Origin of the sequence: Paenibacillus plantarum, from assembly GCF_013141695.1 — a bacterium.
Taxonomy (GTDB): domain Bacteria; phylum Bacillota; class Bacilli; order Paenibacillales; family NBRC-103111; genus Paenibacillus_E; species Paenibacillus_E plantarum.
Genome location: NZ_WHNY01000083.1, coordinates 33,013 through 51,975 on the forward strand (window position 1 = coordinate 33,013; position 18,963 = coordinate 51,975).

The window sequence follows — 18,963 nt, forward strand, 5'->3', positions numbered from 1 at the left end:
ATTAACTACCTATTTTCCATCTAATCACACTTTCCAACGAAATCCGCCAAATTTAGCTGTAGGAAATCCAGTTATTCGCACGATGTCCCAGAGTTTACAGGTGCGAGACCCGACTACCCCTTCTTCGCAAATGCCTCATTATACTCCGTTATCATCTGATTCCCGCCGCCGCGCTTCCAACGCTCGATTTCTTGTTGAAAAGCCGCTTTATCCAGCTTGCCCAGAATATAATTGTACGTCGCATCGGAGATGATTTTGTACAACTCGACGCCTCGTTCGTCGTAGGTCTTTGACTCCATGCCTAATGTCGGATCCTTGACGACGTATTTCTCATTATCCAAGCTCAGCGTATCGGCCAGCTGGGACAAAGATTCACTTTCCACAACGGGAATGACGTTCGGGTTGTTCAGATCGGCGATCATCAGCGCATACAAGGCGTTGACTTCATTGACACGAATCTTCGACGTCTCTTCGGAGAGCTGGATTTGCCCATTTTTAACTGTATAATGCCGTCCCTCTAGGCCGTACTTCATGAGATTGGCGACATCTTTATCCATCGTCCGATCAAAAAACTGCAGCATCTGCTTCAGTTCCGCCTCGGTTCTTATAGCCTTTTTCGAAAAGAGATATAATGCACTATAGTTTGGAATGGACCAAATATGAAATCCTTGCGGCCCTTCAATATGATTCACCAACGTCAGTCTTGCCTCCGGATTCACTAACTGCGCCTCATCGGAAAGACGCTGCACATCCTGCATACTGCCAATGTACACGCCGGCCGTGCCGCGAATCAGCTTATCTCGCTGTACTTCCTTACTCGTTACCGCAAAATCCGAATTAATCAGCTTCTCATCATAGAGCTTCTTCATGAAATTCATCGCATCGATATAGGACTGCGTTTCAAACTCCGGTACAAGCTTACCTCCGGTAACACCCCAATTATTCGGTGTCCCAAAATAGGAGCTGAGCGTCTTAAAGGAACCGAACACCAAGTCATTGCGGTCCGTTAACCCGATCGTATCATTCTTCCCGTCGCGATCAGGGTCGCCATATGTGAACGCTTTTAAAACCTCATAAAGTTCATTTAAATTCGTCGGCTTTTTCAACTTAAGATTATTCAGCCAATCCTCACGAATAATAATGCCTTGCCGAGAGGACGGGCGCTCGGTATATAAGCCATAGATTTTGCCATCGACCGCCGCTTGCCCCAAAATCTCTTTATTCAGCTTTTTTAAATTTGGATACGCATCCAAATACGGCCCAATATCCCAGAATGCGCCGGAACGGATCGAATTTTTCATCAGCATGTAATCCGTATATTTCACGTAGGTTGCCTTTTTCAACGAGTTCGTCGTAAGGGCCGTATTCATTTTATCCGTGTAGATGCCATCCGGAACCCAATTCAATTCCAGCTTCGTTTGCGTCTTATTCTCAATCGCTTGGACAAGCTCAGGTATGGGCGGATGCGGAAAATGAAGAGGTGCCATAATAGAAATAACAGGCCTTGCACCTTTATCATCTTCTGCTTTTGGCGTGTTGTCGTTCTGACAGGCACTGATCAACATGATGACAATAAGAACGATACTCATTCGTCCTGTCCACTTAAACCGCTGGCCAACTATTCCACTTCTCATGCTAACTCCTCCTTGCAACAGCTGTGTTTTGGGCGGCAAATATGAGATAATGATTATCCCATTTGCAGATGATTATTGATCTGAACCGCACTCTTGACTACAATACATAGATAGTCTGACGAATGATTCTTTGAACAGATAAGGTGTTGGATGCGATGCGCTCTTTAAGTTTTCTTAGCAAAATGACGATATTCAGCTTCTTGCTTAGTACGCTGCCTGTGATCTTTATCGGCGCTTTCGCCTTCTTTACGTCTTCAAACGAAATCCAAAAAAATGTAAACGAAGGAAAAATGCAGTTAATCACCCAAATTAACTCCAATGTAGAGCAGAAATTAACCACTGTCAACCATACACTAAATCAGGTCATCAATTCCACTGTTCTCAAAAAGGCCATGGACATGCCGCTGACTGTAACCGATTTCATGATGTACGATGATCTGCGAAGTGAGATTCGGTATATGCAATCTTTTGACACAAGGCTGGAAGATGTACTCTTGATTAATGCGAAACAGAATTGGATGATCAAAAATTCAGGGCTCTACAAATTCGATAAGTATCCGTTTGCTGATAAATTGATTTCCTTGATGAACACGCAAGATAATAGCACGTGGATCCTGAATCCTTCCGAGTGGTTTTACACCGAAGAAAATGCGCGAAGCGTGACCTGTGACTATAGTATTTCGCTAGTTAAAAAGCTGCCGACCACTGGACTCGATAAATTCGGCCTCGCTTTAGCTAATATCCCTGCCTGCTCCCTGAAGGATATGATTCAAAGTGATAGTGAGCATCCCGATGACATTGTCATCATGGACGAACACCAGCGAATTGTAATGAATCGGGATCCAGGTCTCATCGGAAAATCAATCACAGCTGCCGGTCTGACCGACCTGACACACCTTGATGAAGATGAGAGCGGACAGTTCCGCGCCAGCATTCACGATAAGCCTTATTCCGTTACGTATTTGCGTTCGAACCTGAACAACTGGACCTATCTTTCCTTGACGTCAATTGATAGCTTGACCAAGGAATCCAGCAAAATTGGAACCTATACGATCTATATTTGCGCCCTGATGCTGCTTCTTGCTTTGCTGCTCGCATGGCTCGTTTCGCGTAAAATGTACTCACCGATCCAGCTTCTTCTGAATCAAATCGGAGGCTTGGTTAGCGGCAATCAGAAGCGCAAAGCGAATGAATTTCAGATGATCAGTGAGCATGTACACACGTTGTTCCAATCGAAATCGCAGCTTGAAAAAGAAGTCCATCAGCATATCGGCCAGGTGCGGACCTTCTTCCTGATCAAAGCTTTTCAGGGGCATATTAAGCCGACTGAGCTGCTAGAGAAACTTGCCCAATTCGGCTACACCGACCATATTGCTGCTTGGAAAACGATGTCCGTCATCACCATCCAAATCGACGCCATCGATCACACTCGCTATGAGAAAAAGGACATGGAGCTGCTGCTCTTCGCCGTGCACAACATGATGGAGGAGCTCATTCCTTCGGAGCAGCGCTTAGCGCCGATCCTGATTGACCAGACCATTGTGACCATGATTGGCAGCTCGGACAGCGTCGACAGCGACTTCCGTACGATGGTGTACAGCCTAACCGAGCAGGTTCAACAGCATATTTATAACTTCCTGAAGCTGCACATCTCCATCGGGATCTCCTTGCCGATTCATGCGTTTACCCAGATGTCGCTAGCCTATAAAGAGGGGCTCGAGGCTTTGAAGCATCGTATCAAGCTCGGCGAGGGCATTATTATCCAGTATGAGAACATCAACTCAGGGAAGCATTACTTGAATTTGAACTATCCCAAGCCTATTGAGAATGAACTGATCGACAGCATTAAGCTAGCCGAAAAGGATAAATCCCGCGAGCTGTTGAAGCAGCTGCTGCATGCTGTTTTCGCGGCACAGCTCACCCCGCAGGAGTATCAAATTCCGCTAGCGCGGCTGCTCAACAACCTGCTGATGATGATGCAGGAATCCGGCATCGCCTTGAATCAAATTCATCCGAACAAAGGCTCTTTGTTCGAGGAAGTGCTCGGCCTGCACACGACCCCCGAGATCGAGGACTGGTTCTGGACCGAGGTCATCCATCCGCTGATCCGTATTTACCGCGACAGGCAGGATGCGCAGTACCACAACATTTCCGAGAAAATTATCGATCTCGTGCAGCATTACTACGACACCGATCTGACACTCGAGGAGTGCGCTTCTCGCTTGCATTACAATGCCAATTATTTGAGCAGCATTTTCCGCAAAGAGACGAACTGCTCCTTCAGTGATTACTTATCGAACTACCGTTTCAATATGGCGAAAAAATGGCTCTCCGAGACCGATATGCCGATCAAGGATATCTCCTCGAAGCTGCGCTACAACAACTCGCAGAATTTCATCCGCTCCTTCCGCAAGCAGGAAGGGCTTACGCCTGGTCAGTACCGGGATAAGCAGAGGGAGGGCTTGAAGCCTAGTACGTAAGGGAAGAGCTGTTTGCCTTCCACCGCTGGAAAGGCAAACAGCCTGCGAAGCCACTGCTGCGAAAAAGCAAACAGCCCGCGAAGCCACCACATGATTGTTGGTGGTTTCGCAGGCTATTGTTCGCCTTGTGAGATGTAGGACAGCCTCGAGGAGGCTTGTCCACATGATCTTCGTTTCTACGCGGTTAAGCGGAAACGACTTGGCTGGAATCAACCGCTGCTTTAAGCGCGGCACGGTTGTCCCACAGGAAGGAGAGCACCTGATTACGCTCATCGAAGAACAACTCTTCTGCGTCCTCATAATCTTTCCCGACGCCATGCACACTGAAGCGTTCGTCTTCATAACTCATTAAGGTCCATTGACCTCCACGTTTTTTATCAGCAAAAACAAGGTAAAGCTTCTTCCCTGCTGCGTCCCACTCTGCGAAGTTTGAAAAGTTGTCCAAAATCAAGCTGATGTCCTGTTTATTCTTAATTTGCATGATCTTATCTCCTTTTCGCTTTTTTAAAATCGTACCCGAGTTTCCGTGAGAAGTTTGTCACACTTTAGGGACGAAATGTAGGAATTTTTGTCGACGGAGATGCATGGGGCTGTGGGAATCGCTGCGGAAGGTGGCTTGGGATTAGCTGTGGCGCCATTTAGCTGGAAAAACTACAGCTAATTTCGGCGGATTCACTGAGAATCTGCGATTAGATGGATTTCCTACAGCTAATTTTCGGCTTTTCAGCGTAGAGGCGGAAAAGCGAGGAAAATAACTGTAGGAAATCCAGTTAAACGTCCCAAGACGTGGATTTCCCGCTAATTAGCGGGAGGAAATCCAGTTATTTCGCAAAAAGGGGCAAAGTATATCATTGAGCCGCTGAGGCTCCCTCCATTTCGATTTTAGCTAGTTGTAAGTGCGGTCGATTAAAGTTGGGGGGAGTTGGGGCAGCGGAGCCCCTAAAAACAAAAAAAGCGAATCCCGAAGGATTCGCTCTCCACACAACACGCAACACAACAACCTACAGCCCCGCCGCGGCATACACCTTGTCGAAGCCAGCTTTGGACCGCTCCACCAAGCTCTCCGGAGAATCTGTCGGCGCTTCGGCCGTCAGGATCTCCTGCGCCACGGCGCCGGTGTAACCAATACGCTGTAGGCCTTGCAGGAAGCCTGCCAAATTAATAACGCCCTCGCCCGGATACACACGTCCGTTGTCGAGAACTTCCTCAACCGGCACATCCGGCGCATCGTTGATGTGCACATGCACGATCTGATCGACGCGGAGCTTCTCGATATCCGCGACAGTCCCACCATTCGTGTACCAGTGGTACGAATCGAACAATAAGCCCACGTTGCGCTCACCGATCGCATCGATCCAATCCAACGTTTCATCGATGGTCCAGATGAACGGGTTCTGCCACCGTGTCCGCAGATGATGCGGACCGACGAACTCCAGCCCTAGGCGGATGCCGTAGGCGCCTAGGATTTGGGCGCACGTGCGCAATCTGCGCGTCGCGAGCGCCATGAAGTGCGCTGCCCCGAGGTCTGTCGAGGGCAGCACATACGTGCAGCAGCTCGTGCAGCCGAGCGCTGCTGCCGCTTCCGCGGCTTGGGCTAGCTTCGGCAGCCCAACGCGAAACACCTCTTCCGTGGAACGCCATTCCACGGGCAAACCAATGGACCCGACAACGAGTCCATTCTTCTCTAATAACTCACGAGCACCAGCTATGGTGTGAGCTTCTACAAGGCTCAAAGCGTCGATGTCGACCGCTTGGAAGCCATATTTTGCCGCTAACTCGATGAACTGCTCGTTACTCTCGATCTTGCCAAGCCCTGCTCTCGTTAACCCTCTAAGCATCGATAATCCCTCCAAATGGTTGCTGCAATACGCTTTCTTAGTCTGTTCTTCACGCTGTCCGTTCTATATTCACTCTGTTCCGCTTACTTCGTTCTAGCCGAGACTACTCCCAGTTCAATTTCACTTCACTACCCGTACGCGAAGACTCGTAAATCGCATCGAGAATCAAATTGTTCGTATAACCGGAAAGCGCCGATGTGATCGGCTGTTTGCCTTCACGAATACAATCTAGGAAATGTAGGCTAAGACGTAGGCGCTCGCCTTCATCATTCTCAGGCTTTTTCAATTCAGTCTCGATCGGACGGTTGAATTTCTCTGTCAGCAATTTACCCGTAGGTCCCTTGTAGCTAGCTCCGCCATCCGCGCCCATGAGGTGTACGAAAGGCGTGTTGTCTGTGTCCATGTGAACCGCCCAGCTCACTTCAAGCGTCAGCGTGCTGCCATCTTCCATACGAATCAGCGCAGTTGCCAAATCCTCTACATCATAGGTACCATTCCAATTCGGTTTGCCCCATGTACCAATCCCTTTGCGGCGCGGCCCGAATTCCGCATACGTTGCACCAACAACAGAAACTGGTTTCGGATTCCCCATCAAATACAGGGCAAGATCCAGCATATGAACGCCGATATCGATCAACGGACCGCCACCGGACTCATCCATTTTCGTGAACCAAGTCCCCCAACCTGGGATACCTTTGCGACGGAACCAACCGGTTTTGGCTGTATAAATTTTGCCCAGCTCGCCCGCTTCAACCTGCTCTTTGATTTGCATAGGAACGGATTCCCAGCGCATTTGGTGACCGATCATCACAATCGTATTCGCCGCTTTACTTGCTTCATATATTTGTTTAGCCGCTTCGGCGTTAATGCCCATAGGCTTCTCGATAAGTACATGTTTACCCGCTTCAATCGCTTGAACAGCAAGGGAAGCATGGTATTGATTCGGCACCCCAATAATGACGGCGTCGACGTTCGCGCTTTGAATTAATTCCTCCGGTGTGGCAGCCACATGAGCAATGCCATGCTCTTGCGCTCTCGCTGTAGCTAAAGGCAAGTACGCATCTGTAATCGCCGTAATTTCACAGAGTTCCGCCAGCTTTGAAAACTCCCGAATATGAACCCCGCCAATATTGCCTGCACCAATAATTCCAATTCTAATTTTGTTAACGCTTTCCACGATTCGTTCCTCCTCATAAGTACACGCTGTTGACCCTGCTTTTATGATAAAATAAGATCACTAAGAAGTCGTACCGTATATTCGGAAAACGTCCCATTTTTTCGAAGGAGCCCTGACTGATCATGACGTATTTTCCAGATTATCTGAAAACGTACCCTAATATGCACTCCCCCTTCCCATTTCACCTTAGTAGAAATACATTGGAACATGGCTTTCGCGCGCACCGCCATGATTACCTGGAGTTCTCTTATGTGGTTGAAGGACGTGGCGCTGAATCCATAAATGATGTGAAACATACGATGGCGCCTGGCACTTTCACGTTTGTACTGCCCTATCAGGTGCATGAGATTTTTACGGATCCGGGTCAAAAGCTAGTTCTCTTCAACGGCATGTTCAGTATGGATCTGCTCATGGAACCAGGGAACGATCAAGGTCTCTCTGATCTGTTTAATGATGCGAATGGATTGCCAGCTTATGTACAGTTCGAAGGGGCTGAGCAAGAGATGATGTCGGCTCTCATCGAAGAGATGGTGAAAGAGTATCACGGTGACGAGCGGTACAGGCAGACCCTGCTGAAGGCCAAATTGAAGGAAATACTGATCCGCTTCGATCGGCATCGCTTCCAGCACGCAGGCCAGGAGGAAGAAGCTGCAACGTTGGCCAAATCCCCATCAAGGTCCAGCCACGCCGTGTGGCCGATTATTCATTATATCCATCGGAATTATCAAGAAGATTTGGCACTGTCCGATCTGGCAGCTCGCTTCACGATGAGCGTGTCACGCATCAGCGAAGTGATTAAGCAAACAACAGGCCAAACCTTCGTCCACTTCCTGCACGATCTGCGCTTGCGTCATGCCTGCAGCTTGCTGGTCTCCACCGACATGAGCGTCACGGAAATCGCATTGGAAGTTGGCTATGGCTCGTACAAAACCTTTTCGCGGATATTCCGAGAGAGTAAGGGCATTGTGCCGAAGGAGTACAGACGAGTTGAGCATGGGCGTGCTGTAACGTAAACAGGACAGGTCTGATGTGCCTAACTTTGGTGATGACCCCTCCTACCATTTCGTATGTAGAAAGCTGCCGCGAGGCAGCTCTTTTGCCGTTCTACTGAACAGCGCTACAACCCTACTACACCGGTACTATGAAATGTTAGTACTTATCCTACTGGGCTTACTTTACTAAAATGTAAGTATCGAAGGGGAGGTGTGGTAATGGAAAGAATAAGCGTGTATACGAAAGTTATTGATTTCATCGGTTTAATTATTCTGGGTATTCTCGTAGGGTTTCTTTATTCGATCTTATCCATCGTCATTCTGGTACTATGTTCACCTTATTTGGAGCCGCAGTTTGAGATGTTTAGTCAAATCTACATGTACTATCTTCCACTAGCGGTCTTACTGAGCTCCATCATTTTCAAACAATTTAACGCATTTATGACTATACTCGCTGCCATCCTGACTGTGGGCTATTTGTATGATATATGGAATAATATGGAATTCGGAATTTTCTAAATTCGTACATCTACAAAAAAATGACCCACAGCAACGGGCCGCAGGTCTCAAGGTATATATATTTAAAAGGGGGTCGAGATTTAGTATAGGCTCGTTTCCTTAAATCTACCTGAAGATCAGATTTCAATCTTGTTACATTTTCATGTCGGCTTGTTAGGACACCCCAAGGGGGTGCCCCACTTATCGCCATCGTGACGGGATTATAAGGTCGTTTATTTCTTAAGCATTTCGAATACTTGTTCGACATCCTTGTCTCCGCGACCAGAGAGGTTGATGATGATGATTTGATCCTTACTCATCGTCGGAGCAAGCTTCTTCGCATAAGCGACAGCATGCGCGCTCTCAAGCGCAGGAATAATCCCTTCCATGCGAGACAACTCCTGAAATGCAGCCAAAACTTCATCATTGCTGACTGTCACATATTCCGCTCTCTCCGTTACTTTCAAATAGCTATGCTCCGGCCCTATGCCTGGATAATCGAGACCCGCTGCAATCGAATAGGTCTTCCGTGGGTTACCCTCCTCGTCCAGCAGCACCAGGCACTTGAAGCCGTGAATGACGCTCGGAACACCTTCAGTCAACGTAGGCGCTTGATCCGGCTCGACCCCGATCAATCGAACCGATGGTTCGTCTAGGTAGTGGGCAAACGCGCCGATCGCGTTACTTCCTCCCCCTACGCAGGCGATAACCGCATCTGGCAGGCGACCCTCCTTTTCGAGAATCTGACGCTTGGATTCCTCGCTGACGATCGATTGGAAATGTTTAACCATCGACGGGAACGGATGTGGGCCGACGGCAGAACCAAGCAAGTAGAACGTGTTCTTGTAATTCTGAACAAGATCTCCCAAGGCTTCGTCAACAGCATCCTTCAGGCGACCTTGTCCTTTGTGAACGGGAACAACGGTAGCGCCAAGCAGCTCCATCCGGAAAACATTCAAGGATTGACGACGCGTATCTTCGGCGCCCATATAGATGATGCATTCCATGTCGAACATAGCGCAGGCTGTCGCCGTTGCGACGCCATGCTGTCCAGCTCCAGTCTCGGCGATAATCCGCTTGGCACCCATCCGCTTGGCGAGCAGAATTTGACCGATTACGTTGTTAATTTTGTGCGCACCCGTGTGGTTCAGGTCCTCACGCTTTAGATAGACTTTCGCACCGCCCCAAGTCTCCGACAACCTCTTCACATAGGTCAGTGGATTCTCGCGACCGACATATTCACGTAAATAATAACTATATTCTTCATTAAATTCCGCATCGTCTTTATACTTATAGAATTGCTCACTCAGATAATTTAGCACTTCCTGTAATTCTGGCGGCACGAAGCTACCTCCGAACTCCCCAAAATACCCTTCCTGCAATTGTTCCTGACTCATACTGTAAGCGCCTCCAATATACATAGTAATAGTCTGTCCGACCTAGTTTCCATCGTACCATAAATAGCCAGTTTGTGGTGTTGCACATTTTACAACTTCAAGAAGTAGTTCGTCAGCACACAGACAAAAAAGAGGCCCTAAGGCCTCTCATTCATTCGAGGCTCCCCTACTAGGACAGTCCTCAATATAGTTCTACGACGCTTTCTTCTTGTTCTTCACGTTCTTATTCAGAAAATGGATAAGTGCCTGGTAGAAATCCCGTTCATTTTCTAACTTGGAATAACCATGTCCTTCGGACATTTTGAGCATATAAGGTACATCGACATCTAGTTTACGTAGCGCCGTCACCATTTGATCCGATTCCGTTCTCTTCACCCTCGGATCATTCACGCCTTGTGCGATCATGAGAGGGGCTTTGATTTGGTCCGCATGCAGCACGGGCGAATACGCTTCGAGCATCTTCTTATCTTTAACAGGGTCACCTACCTGTTGGTACATCTGCGAACGACCAATCTCCCAATATGGTGGCATCGAGTTCAAAAACGTTAATAGGCCGGACGGACCTACATAATCCACACCTGCTGCGTACAAATCCGGCGTAAACGCCATACCCGCCAACGTCGCATATCCACCGTAGGAGGCTCCGTATATCGCCACACGTTCAGGGTCTGCAGTGCCCCGTTCAATCAGCCATTTAACACCGTCCGTGATATCATTCTGCATCGCTTGGCCCCATTGCTTATCTCCAGCATGCAGGAAGGCTTTCCCATAGCCTGTTGAGCCTCGGAAATTTAATTGCAGCACAGCGTACCCTTGGCTAGCCAGCAGCTGAACTTCCGAGCTGTAGCCCCAGGAATCGCGAGCCCTCGGCCCGCCATGCGGATTGACAACAAGAGGCAGTTTCGTTGCTGCTGCGCCTTTAGGTAACGTTAAATATCCGTGAATCGTCAAGCCATCTCTACTTTTGAAAGAAATCGGCTTCATGTCGGCCAGCTTCTTCTCATCCAGATTCGGATTACTATCTGCAATCTTATCGAGCTTATCCATCTTGCGATCATATAAATAATAGCTGCCATATGACTTATCGCCTCCCGCATGCAGCAGCAGGACATCTTTATCCGGTGAACCAATAATGCCCCAATGCGTGTTTTGCAGTTTGTCATCGATTTGGCGCGACATCACTTCAAACTCTTTATCCAAATATTTCAAATGAACATCATCCGTCTCATACGAAACCGCTAGAATGGTCCTCTTCTTGTAAGAATAGATGAAATTGCTAATATCGACTTCGTCATTCACATAGATGACTTCCGTCTCTTTCTTCGTGCTTAAATCATAAGTAACCAGTGCGACCTTGTCGCGTCCAACGTTGGAAGCCGCATAGAGTTGATCAATTGCATTAGCCCCTGGATTGTAAGTGAACATAACAGGAATAAAGGTATCATTTGCATCAAAACTCGCTATTTTCTCAAAATCTTTGTTCTCATCCTGCCTATAGAGGAGGCTTGTTTTTTCGCCATCTACAGCTATCGCTGCACGAACTTGGCCCCAGTTATCGGTCTGCCAATAATTGACGTTTCCTGGATTTTGCACATGGAGGGTTGTATCTCCTGATCCTAGCTTTACCCGGTAAACATCCATTGCTTTGGGATCCCGCTTATTCATGGTAACTAAGAGTTCAAAATCCTCTTCTTTCTGAGCAGGCCGCACATCAAGCAGGTCCGCCTTTACATTCGTATAGGGAGTCAGGTCTTTATCGCCCGTACCGTCTGCATGAACAACATGAATATGCGTATTTTCGGTACCGCCGTTATCGACGGAATAGATGAGCACTTTGTCTGTAATCCAATATAAGCTTTGAATATTTTCGTCTTTGGAGCTCGTAATCCGTGTGCTTTGTGTCTCTCCAACTTTTTGAATATAGAGATTCATGCGGTTTTCCCACGGTTGCAATAAAGCTAGTTTCGTACCGTCAGGTGATAAACGTAAAGCAGCCTTATCTGGAAGCTTCAGGAGATCATCCAATGAAACCGTACCTTGCGACGTCTCTTCTTGCGCAGAAATCGTCCGATATATGAATAAGACAAGCTGGGCACGCGTCACATGCTCCTGTGGCATAAACGTCAATTGCTCGGTAATAAAATTTTGCTTCAGTCTTATTACATCGTCGTGATGCGGCTTTGCGATGCTGCCCTCATCCTTGAGCCAGGCCTGAATGCCATTATCTTTGAGCTGAAAAGCACGAACGAGCAAGCTCGCCATCTGTTCACGTGTTAGAAAGGATGCAGGTTGATACATCCCGCCATCCCCTTGGACAATATTCCGTTCCTTCAAAGCGTTCACCGCTTCCGCGTAAGGACTGGCTTCTGCCACGTCCGTGAATCCATTCAATGACTTCGGCTTCTGCACCTTAAGCGCCTTGCCGAGCCATACCGCAGCATCTCCACGTGTAACGGCATCATCTGGATGAAAGTTACCGTCCTCTTCGGCTTGAATAATCCCTTTTTGTTTAAGCCATGTAATTTCTTGACTCGCATAGTAATCGGCTGGCACGTCCTCATAGGCGGCAGCAGCGCTGCTTGCCTGAGCACTGATCGGCACGGCAACGGCCGCAATCCAAACAGCAGCCAGTAGGGAGGCTATCCCTTTTCGAATAAAAATCTTCATATTTCTCCCCCTGTAAACTAAATACAACGAACATAATACGTCCCATTATATGACAGAAAATAGTATATTCATAGACTTATAGGAGAGATTTGTATAACATTCATATTCGCTGCGAAAAAGGTAAAAGCCCCCAACGCACGATGAAGTGATTGGAGGCTTCTCTTATTCGTTCAGCACGCGATTCGAAACATCGCTGATTTGCTTTAATTCCTCTTCGGTTAGTGTGAATTGCATGGCTTTCACATTCTCTTCTGCGTGATGTGTTTTCGACGCACCTGGAATGGCGAACACGGTCTCCCCATGCGCATGAATCAGCCAATTCAGTGCAATCTGCGTCGGAGATGCATCATAGATCAGTGCAAGCTCATCTAACTTGTCGATCAGCGGCTTCGATTTCTGCAGCCCCGAAGCACGGAAAGCCGATGTGAATTTACGCGGACCTTTGATCGCTTTCACCAGCTCTGGGTTTTTGTGAAACTTGCCGCTCAAGATCCCCTGCTCCAGTGGTGAGTACGCGATAATCGCGACACCGAGCTCCTTGGCAGCCTCCATGATCCCATTGTGCTCAATCCTGCGATCCAACAAGCTATACTTCACTTGGTTGGAAATGAGGCGAAGTCCGTGCTCGCGGAGGACGCGGTCGGCTTCACGCATTTTATCAGCAGAAAAATTACTGACGCCTACGTTCTTGATTTTACCTGACTTCACGAGCCCTGCCATCGCATTCATTTCTTCTCGCACAGATGAAAATGAAAAAGGCTGATGCACCTGATGCAAGTCGATCGTCCGATTCTCCAGCAGCCGAAGGCGCTCATCAATCGTACTCGTGATGCTGCTTGCGGTGCGAAGGAACGGCCACCACTTCGTCGCAATATGTGCGCCGTCAGCCAAAGGTCCCGCTTCGCGCAGCGCTTCCGCCAGCATTTGCTCGGATTGACCTTTTCCGTACACCTCCGCTGTATCAAACCAATTAATCCCGCCCTTGAGACTGGTCTGAACGATGCTGCGCACATCCGCTTTCTTCAGGACTGGCCAAAACTTGCCAACCATTCCTTGACCATTGCTGAATTGCCAGCAGCCAAGTCCGAGTGGCGATAAAGCTAAGGACGAACTGCCCATCTGCCGGAGTACTGCTTTCCCCACCATACTATTCACCTATTCCTTACTAGCTATGATGTGATTCTTCCATTGATTATACACGATACCAGTAGGAATCACCCAATTCACGCAAGTGGCGAGGCTGAGCATCACCAACGCGAAAAACTCAAGCTGTCGAGAACATCCCGACGACCTGAGTTTTTCATGAATTGCTCTATTTTCCGATTTATTGGTAATCTTTCGCTTTCTTCACCAATTCATCATACGCCGCTTCTGGCGTAATTTTGCCAAACATTATTTTCTCACCAATATCTTTAAAGTCCTTAGCTGTGTAGTTGCTCCAACCTTTAGCGCCAGGGTTAAATGGCTGTGCATCTGGTGCTACGTTTTTGATCAGCTCGATTTGCTGTTTATCTGCAGGAGTCAGCTTCGGTGTCAGATAATCGAGAACCTTTTTGGAAACGGGTACGCCGCGCGTTGTTGTCAAAATATCCGCTGCTTCCGTATCGTTGACGAACCAGTCGATAAACGCTTTGGACGCTTCGATGTTCTTGGAATCCGCACTGATGGACCAGAACATGGACGGCTTCAGGAAGCCGCTTGCCTCCGCACCTTTAGGCTGTGTAACAAACTTATAAGCGCCCGGTTTCACGCCATCAAAGCCAGGCAATAGGGCCGCGAAGCTGCGCTTGATCAAGACCGTATCGTTGTTCATCAAATCCATCTTCGCATCGGATTCTTTATCTGTCGTTGCAACATCCGGAGGAGGAACAACACCTTCTTTTCGAAGATCAGCATATTTCTTCGTGAACGTAAGATACGTATCTTTGTCCAAGTTGAATTTGCCGTCTACGGTAATCGGATTCCCCTTACCTTGACTGCTTTGGTAGGAGGAGTAAACGGTGTAATCATTCGTCGCATCCATCAAGGCATATTTATCCTTCTCTAGCTTCGCTTTCGCATCCCTGCCGAATTGGAAATATTGATCCCATGTCCAGCCATTAGCCGGAGGTGTGATACCCAGTTTGTCCACTGCATTCTTGTTGAATAGCATCCCCGTCGCATTATTTCCTAAAGGAATCGCATATAACTTATCTTTATATTTACCAGAATCGACGAGAGATTTATCGATATCCGCGGTATTAATACCTTTGGACAGATCCACGAGTTGGTTTCTTCCACTATATTCAGCTAGCCAAGCCGGATCCATCTGGATCACGTCTGGTGCATTTTTCGCTGCAGCCTGAGTGGCAAGCTTATCCGCATAGCCATCGAACCCGGAAAATTCCGGTTCAAACGTAACGTTTGGATGTTTCTTCGTGTAAGCATCAAGTGCCTTCAAAGTCGCATCATGTCTGGCTTGTGAGCCCCACCATACAATGCGCAGTTTCACAGGCTTATTATCGACCACTGCTGCTGTTGCTGCTGCACCGCTGCTTGGTTGTGCGCTTGCACCCGTTTTGGTACTGGTCGCGGTATTGCCACCGCAAGCGGTCAAGCTTACCGCTGTAAGTGCTGTAACTGTCAGTAAACCCCATCTTTTTATCTGCTTGTTCATCATTCTGTTAACCCCTTCCTGTACTCCATATTCAGGTCCATGTGTCAACGCCTTTTCGATAAAAGGAACGAAGGTACTGTGGCAGCTCCATTCATCAGCAGCGCGCTTATATCTTCATTATATAAACCGAAGGACACAATCAAAATAAGGGTAATGAACACATTTCTACCACAATCGAGCACAACCTATTTCTTTCCGAGCTCACTGGGATTCATACCGTAATGTTTTTTGAAAATAGAGCTGAAATAAGCCACATTTTTGTAGCCCACCTTTTCTGCTATCTCATAAATCATGTGCTTACCTTCCGTCAGCAGTACTTTGGCTTTCTCCAGCCTTACACGGATCAAATAGTTCGTAAAGGTTTCTCCGGTCGCTTTCTTAAACATCCGGTTCAAATAATTGCGGGTTAAATACAGCTGTTTCGATAAATCTTCCAAAGCAATGTCCTCGGCATAATGCTCATGGGCATATTGAATCATGAAATCGATGGCTTCCTTATGTTTGGAATGTTCGCTCCATCCACGCTGTGAGGAAATGCCGGAGATTTTGTTTTCAAGCCAATGCCGGAGCTCCTCGATTGTCTGAATCTTGGTAATTTCTTGGTTTGCCGGCAGACCGGGAAACAGATCGTCGAGCACTACGCCGGTACTGTATAGCGAATAGGCCAGAATCGTCCACAGTTCCGAGCATAAGTATTGCAAATACGCTGGCGTTACGGAAGGCATTTGGCGAAGCTGCGCCAAGTAGGCATCCACAATCGCAAGTGTCTCCTCTTTCTTCGCATATACGATAGCCTCTGCCAGCTCTTGATAAAACTTGATCGGGCGAATCGTAAACTCGGGCTCCGCATCATCCGGATTGGATAGGCGAGTCCCCTGATCTTCGTTCAGCGTTTGCTGCAGGAGATCCAAGAAAGCCTCTTCTGTGGAGTCAGAGAGTTGTCTCCAGTCCGCTTGTACACTTCCTATTCCGATACGGATACTTAATTTCAAATAGGTCTGGGTACATTCCGAAATGTACGCACCGATACGCTTTATACTCGCTCGAGCCTCTGCATCCGATTGCTCTAGAGGAATATGAAAAACGATGGCAGCATGATGGCTGTGCAGCTCGATGAACTCAGAAAGCGGCCAATCCCGCTCTAACACTTCGCGGATGATGTTGGCCAGAGCGAACCGGAACAAGCTCCAGTCCGTTAAGGTGAGGTTCGATACACGGTTTGTCCCCATCAGCTCGATGCCCATGATGAGATGTTTCTGCCTTAGCCACGATTTCTCGTCGATCGGCTCCATGCTTTCCTCCGCCATCGCCCGACCCAACGTACCTGTGACGACCGACTTCAGCCATTCCTTCTGCACGAAGGGCTCGTACATCATTAACCTGCGCCGCGTCTCCTCCTGCTCTAGTTTCGCCAGCTCCTTGGTCTCCAGCTCATGGATAGCCCGCTCCAGCACACCACTAAGCTCATCCATCGTGACTGGCTTCGACAAGTAATCACTTACCTGCAGTCGCAGCGCTTGACGCGCGTACTGAAAATCGGAATAGCCACTGAGAATAATGATTTCTCCTGCAAATCCTACCTGCTTCAGTTGCTCGATCATCTCGAGACCATTCATCACAGGCATATAGATGTCGGTTATGATAATGTCTGGGCTCGTTTCCTTCACCTTCTGGAGTCCTTCCTGCCCATCCATCGCTTCTCCTACCCATTCGGCCTCTAACCGCTCCCAGGGGATGGATTTCTTCATCCCTTCCAGCACTTGAAAATCATCATCAATAATAAGTACTCTCCACATGAAAGGCCTCCTCCACTTCGGATTTATTGTGCAGAACAGGGAGCCGCAGAACCACTTCCGTTCCGCCTTCCGCTCTGCCTCGCATCGTGACGCCGTAAGGTTCCCCGAAATAGGCAGCGATGCGGTCCATCACATTCCTAACGCCATAGCCGCCAGTTTTGCGAGGCTTCGGCACATCCCAACCTGGCTGCAAACCTACTCCATTATCACGAATGGTAATTTCCAATTCGCTTTCTTTACGCTTAAGGGCAATATGAACCTCCCCAGCCCTTCTGCCATGAAATCCATGAATGAATGCATTCTCGACAAATGGCTGTATCGTTAAACGCGAAATATACAGTTCTTTTAGCTCCTCTTCGATTTCAATGGTGTACGTAAGACGTTCGCCCCAACGAATCTTTTGAATTTGCAGGTAGCAATCAACATGCGTCAGCTCATCCCGAATTGGAATGACTGTCTCACCATTGGAAAGACCAATACGGAACATTTTGCCCATTAACGAAACGATTGTACTGATTTTCTCTTGCCCAGAATCAATAGCAATCCAGTTCAGCTGATCCAAGGTATTGTATAAAAAATGGGGATTAATCATCGCTTGCAGCGCCAATATCTCCGCTTCTCGCTTACGCTTATGTTGGGATTGCAGCGATTGCAGCAACTCTTCAATCCGCTCCATTTGCCGGCGGTAGCCGTTGAATAAGCTCCCGAACTCATTCTCATAGTCGGTAGGCAGATCCGGATCCATGCCAGACCCTGTCGCGGGCACACGTCCCATTCGCGCAAGCAGCAAGCGAATCGGCTTCGTGAATTGCTTTGACAGGAACAGCGTGAAGAAGGCCGTAATGCAGATGGCCATTAGACCGATAGAGACTAGGATATAGGCCAGCCGGATACTGCCGTGTACAATCTCATTCCATGGCGTGATTTCAATCAACATCCAATCTGATCGCACCTTGCTCCATACGAGCAGAGCTCCCTCACTCTGATCTTGGTTTACCGGTAGGTGTATATAATTCGATGCGATGTCCTTGCTGCTGATCAGCCTAAGATCATTTTCACTCAAAGTCGGCTTTCCAATCGTGGCGATCGTCCTGCCGCTGGCATCTAAAAGCAACCGATTCTTCTCTTTACCCTCGGACTCCCCGCGAACCATGCTTTCGATTTCTGATGCCTTCACGTTCAGCATCAGCAGTCCATAGTACTTGTCCGAATTGTTATATAGCTTACGGGCGAAGCTGATAAACTGTTGCGGCCCTTTATTCGTGGGGAGCGTCCGCTCCCCGACCCAGGCGAAGTCTGAATTCTGGATTTCCGGATACCATGACTCCTCCCGAACATGCTTCATATCCAGAATTTGCACAGGAGCCTGGGGATCGGTCTTAGTTGGATTGTCTATATATAAGTAGATGGACTGCACCATCGTCGTGCTGTACGTGATGCTTGCCAGCATCCGCAGCATATCGTCCCTGCGATGAAATAGCTCGAAAGGATCCTTTTCAAAGGGATCATAGCCGATCGTATTCATATTGCGGGAAGCAGCCAGCGACATTTGCTCGATCGATTTCAACTGGATATCGATCTGTTTATTCAACTCATTGAGCATATCTTGCTGGTAGTACGATGATGTATCCGCAAGTTCCCTAGATGTCACACTGTAGCTGATCCATGTAAAGACGAGCAGCAAGATCGATAAGAAAGAAGCGAAACTGCTGAAAAACAACCGATCAATCCGCACACGTTTGAATAAGTTCATCAAGGCACTCCCCTCAGGCGGCAATCCTAAAAGCCAAAAAAGCTGCACAATATCGCAGCTTTTCAAGCAACTCAT

The 18,963-nt window shown here is 48.0% G+C and carries 13 protein-coding genes; 3 read left to right on the forward strand and 10 right to left on the reverse strand.

Annotated elements, in window-relative coordinates; translation table 11 throughout:
- Positions 1–113 precede the first annotated feature (113 nt).
- Positions 114–1,634 (reverse strand): extracellular solute-binding protein, encoded by a 1,521-nt coding sequence (locus GC096_RS34315; RefSeq protein ID WP_246303171.1) that lies wholly within the window; start codon positions 1,632–1,634, stop codon positions 114–116.
- A 155-nt stretch (positions 1,635–1,789) separates the two neighbouring features.
- Here GC096_RS34315 and GC096_RS34320 point away from each other — a divergent pair, with 155 nt between their 5' ends.
- Positions 1,790–4,114: a response regulator transcription factor gene (locus tag GC096_RS34320; RefSeq protein ID WP_171636987.1), complete on the forward strand. Its 2,325-nt coding sequence runs from the start codon at positions 1,790–1,792 to the stop codon at positions 4,112–4,114.
- A gap of 184 nt (positions 4,115–4,298) precedes the next feature.
- Here the strand turns inward: GC096_RS34320 and GC096_RS34325 are convergent, their stop codons facing one another.
- From GC096_RS34325 to GC096_RS34335, 3 genes are all read right to left on the reverse strand, one after another.
- A complete protein-coding gene (locus GC096_RS34325) occupies positions 4,299–4,595 on the reverse strand; it encodes a hypothetical protein (RefSeq protein WP_171636989.1) in 297 nt (98 codons plus the stop codon).
- A 520-nt stretch (positions 4,596–5,115) separates the two neighbouring features.
- Entirely contained in the window at positions 5,116–5,952 is an 837-nt protein-coding gene (locus GC096_RS34330) for a sugar phosphate isomerase/epimerase family protein (protein WP_171636991.1), read from the reverse strand.
- Positions 5,953–6,055: 103 nt separating this feature from the next.
- Positions 6,056–7,129: a Gfo/Idh/MocA family protein gene (locus tag GC096_RS34335; RefSeq protein ID WP_171636993.1), complete on the reverse strand. Its 1,074-nt coding sequence runs from the start codon at positions 7,127–7,129 to the stop codon at positions 6,056–6,058.
- A 161-nt stretch (positions 7,130–7,290) separates the two neighbouring features.
- Here GC096_RS34335 and GC096_RS34340 point away from each other — a divergent pair, with 161 nt between their 5' ends.
- Together GC096_RS34340 and GC096_RS34345 are read left to right on the forward strand one after the other, a co-directional pair.
- Positions 7,291–8,142, forward strand: a complete 852-nt coding sequence (locus tag GC096_RS34340) for a helix-turn-helix domain-containing protein (protein WP_246303178.1) — start codon at positions 7,291–7,293, stop codon at positions 8,140–8,142.
- A 198-nt stretch (positions 8,143–8,340) separates the two neighbouring features.
- Positions 8,341–8,640: a hypothetical protein gene (locus tag GC096_RS34345; protein ID WP_171636997.1), complete on the forward strand. Its 300-nt coding sequence runs from the start codon at positions 8,341–8,343 to the stop codon at positions 8,638–8,640.
- 212 nt (positions 8,641–8,852) lie between these two features.
- Here the strand turns inward: GC096_RS34345 and trpB are convergent, their stop codons facing one another.
- From trpB to GC096_RS34375, 6 genes are all read right to left on the reverse strand, one after another.
- The gene (gene trpB, locus GC096_RS34350) at positions 8,853–10,016 is read right to left on the reverse strand and encodes a tryptophan synthase subunit beta (protein WP_171636999.1); all 1,164 of its coding nucleotides are present in this window, start codon (positions 10,014–10,016) and stop codon (positions 8,853–8,855) included.
- A gap of 192 nt (positions 10,017–10,208) precedes the next feature.
- Positions 10,209–12,683: a S9 family peptidase gene (locus GC096_RS34355; RefSeq protein WP_171637002.1), complete on the reverse strand. Its 2,475-nt coding sequence runs from the start codon at positions 12,681–12,683 to the stop codon at positions 10,209–10,211.
- A 162-nt stretch (positions 12,684–12,845) separates the two neighbouring features.
- Entirely contained in the window at positions 12,846–13,829 is a 984-nt protein-coding gene (locus GC096_RS34360; RefSeq protein ID WP_171637004.1) for an aldo/keto reductase, read from the reverse strand.
- 178 nt (positions 13,830–14,007) lie between these two features.
- Positions 14,008–15,342: an ABC transporter substrate-binding protein gene (locus GC096_RS34365; protein WP_171637006.1), complete on the reverse strand. Its 1,335-nt coding sequence runs from the start codon at positions 15,340–15,342 to the stop codon at positions 14,008–14,010.
- Positions 15,343–15,524: 182 nt separating this feature from the next.
- Positions 15,525–17,135 (reverse strand): response regulator transcription factor, encoded by a 1,611-nt coding sequence (locus GC096_RS34370; RefSeq protein ID WP_171637008.1) that lies wholly within the window; start codon positions 17,133–17,135, stop codon positions 15,525–15,527.
- A complete protein-coding gene (locus GC096_RS34375; protein ID WP_171637010.1) occupies positions 17,113–18,963 on the reverse strand; it encodes a sensor histidine kinase in 1,851 nt (616 codons plus the stop codon). The genes GC096_RS34370 and GC096_RS34375 overlap by 23 nt, the downstream gene beginning before the upstream one ends.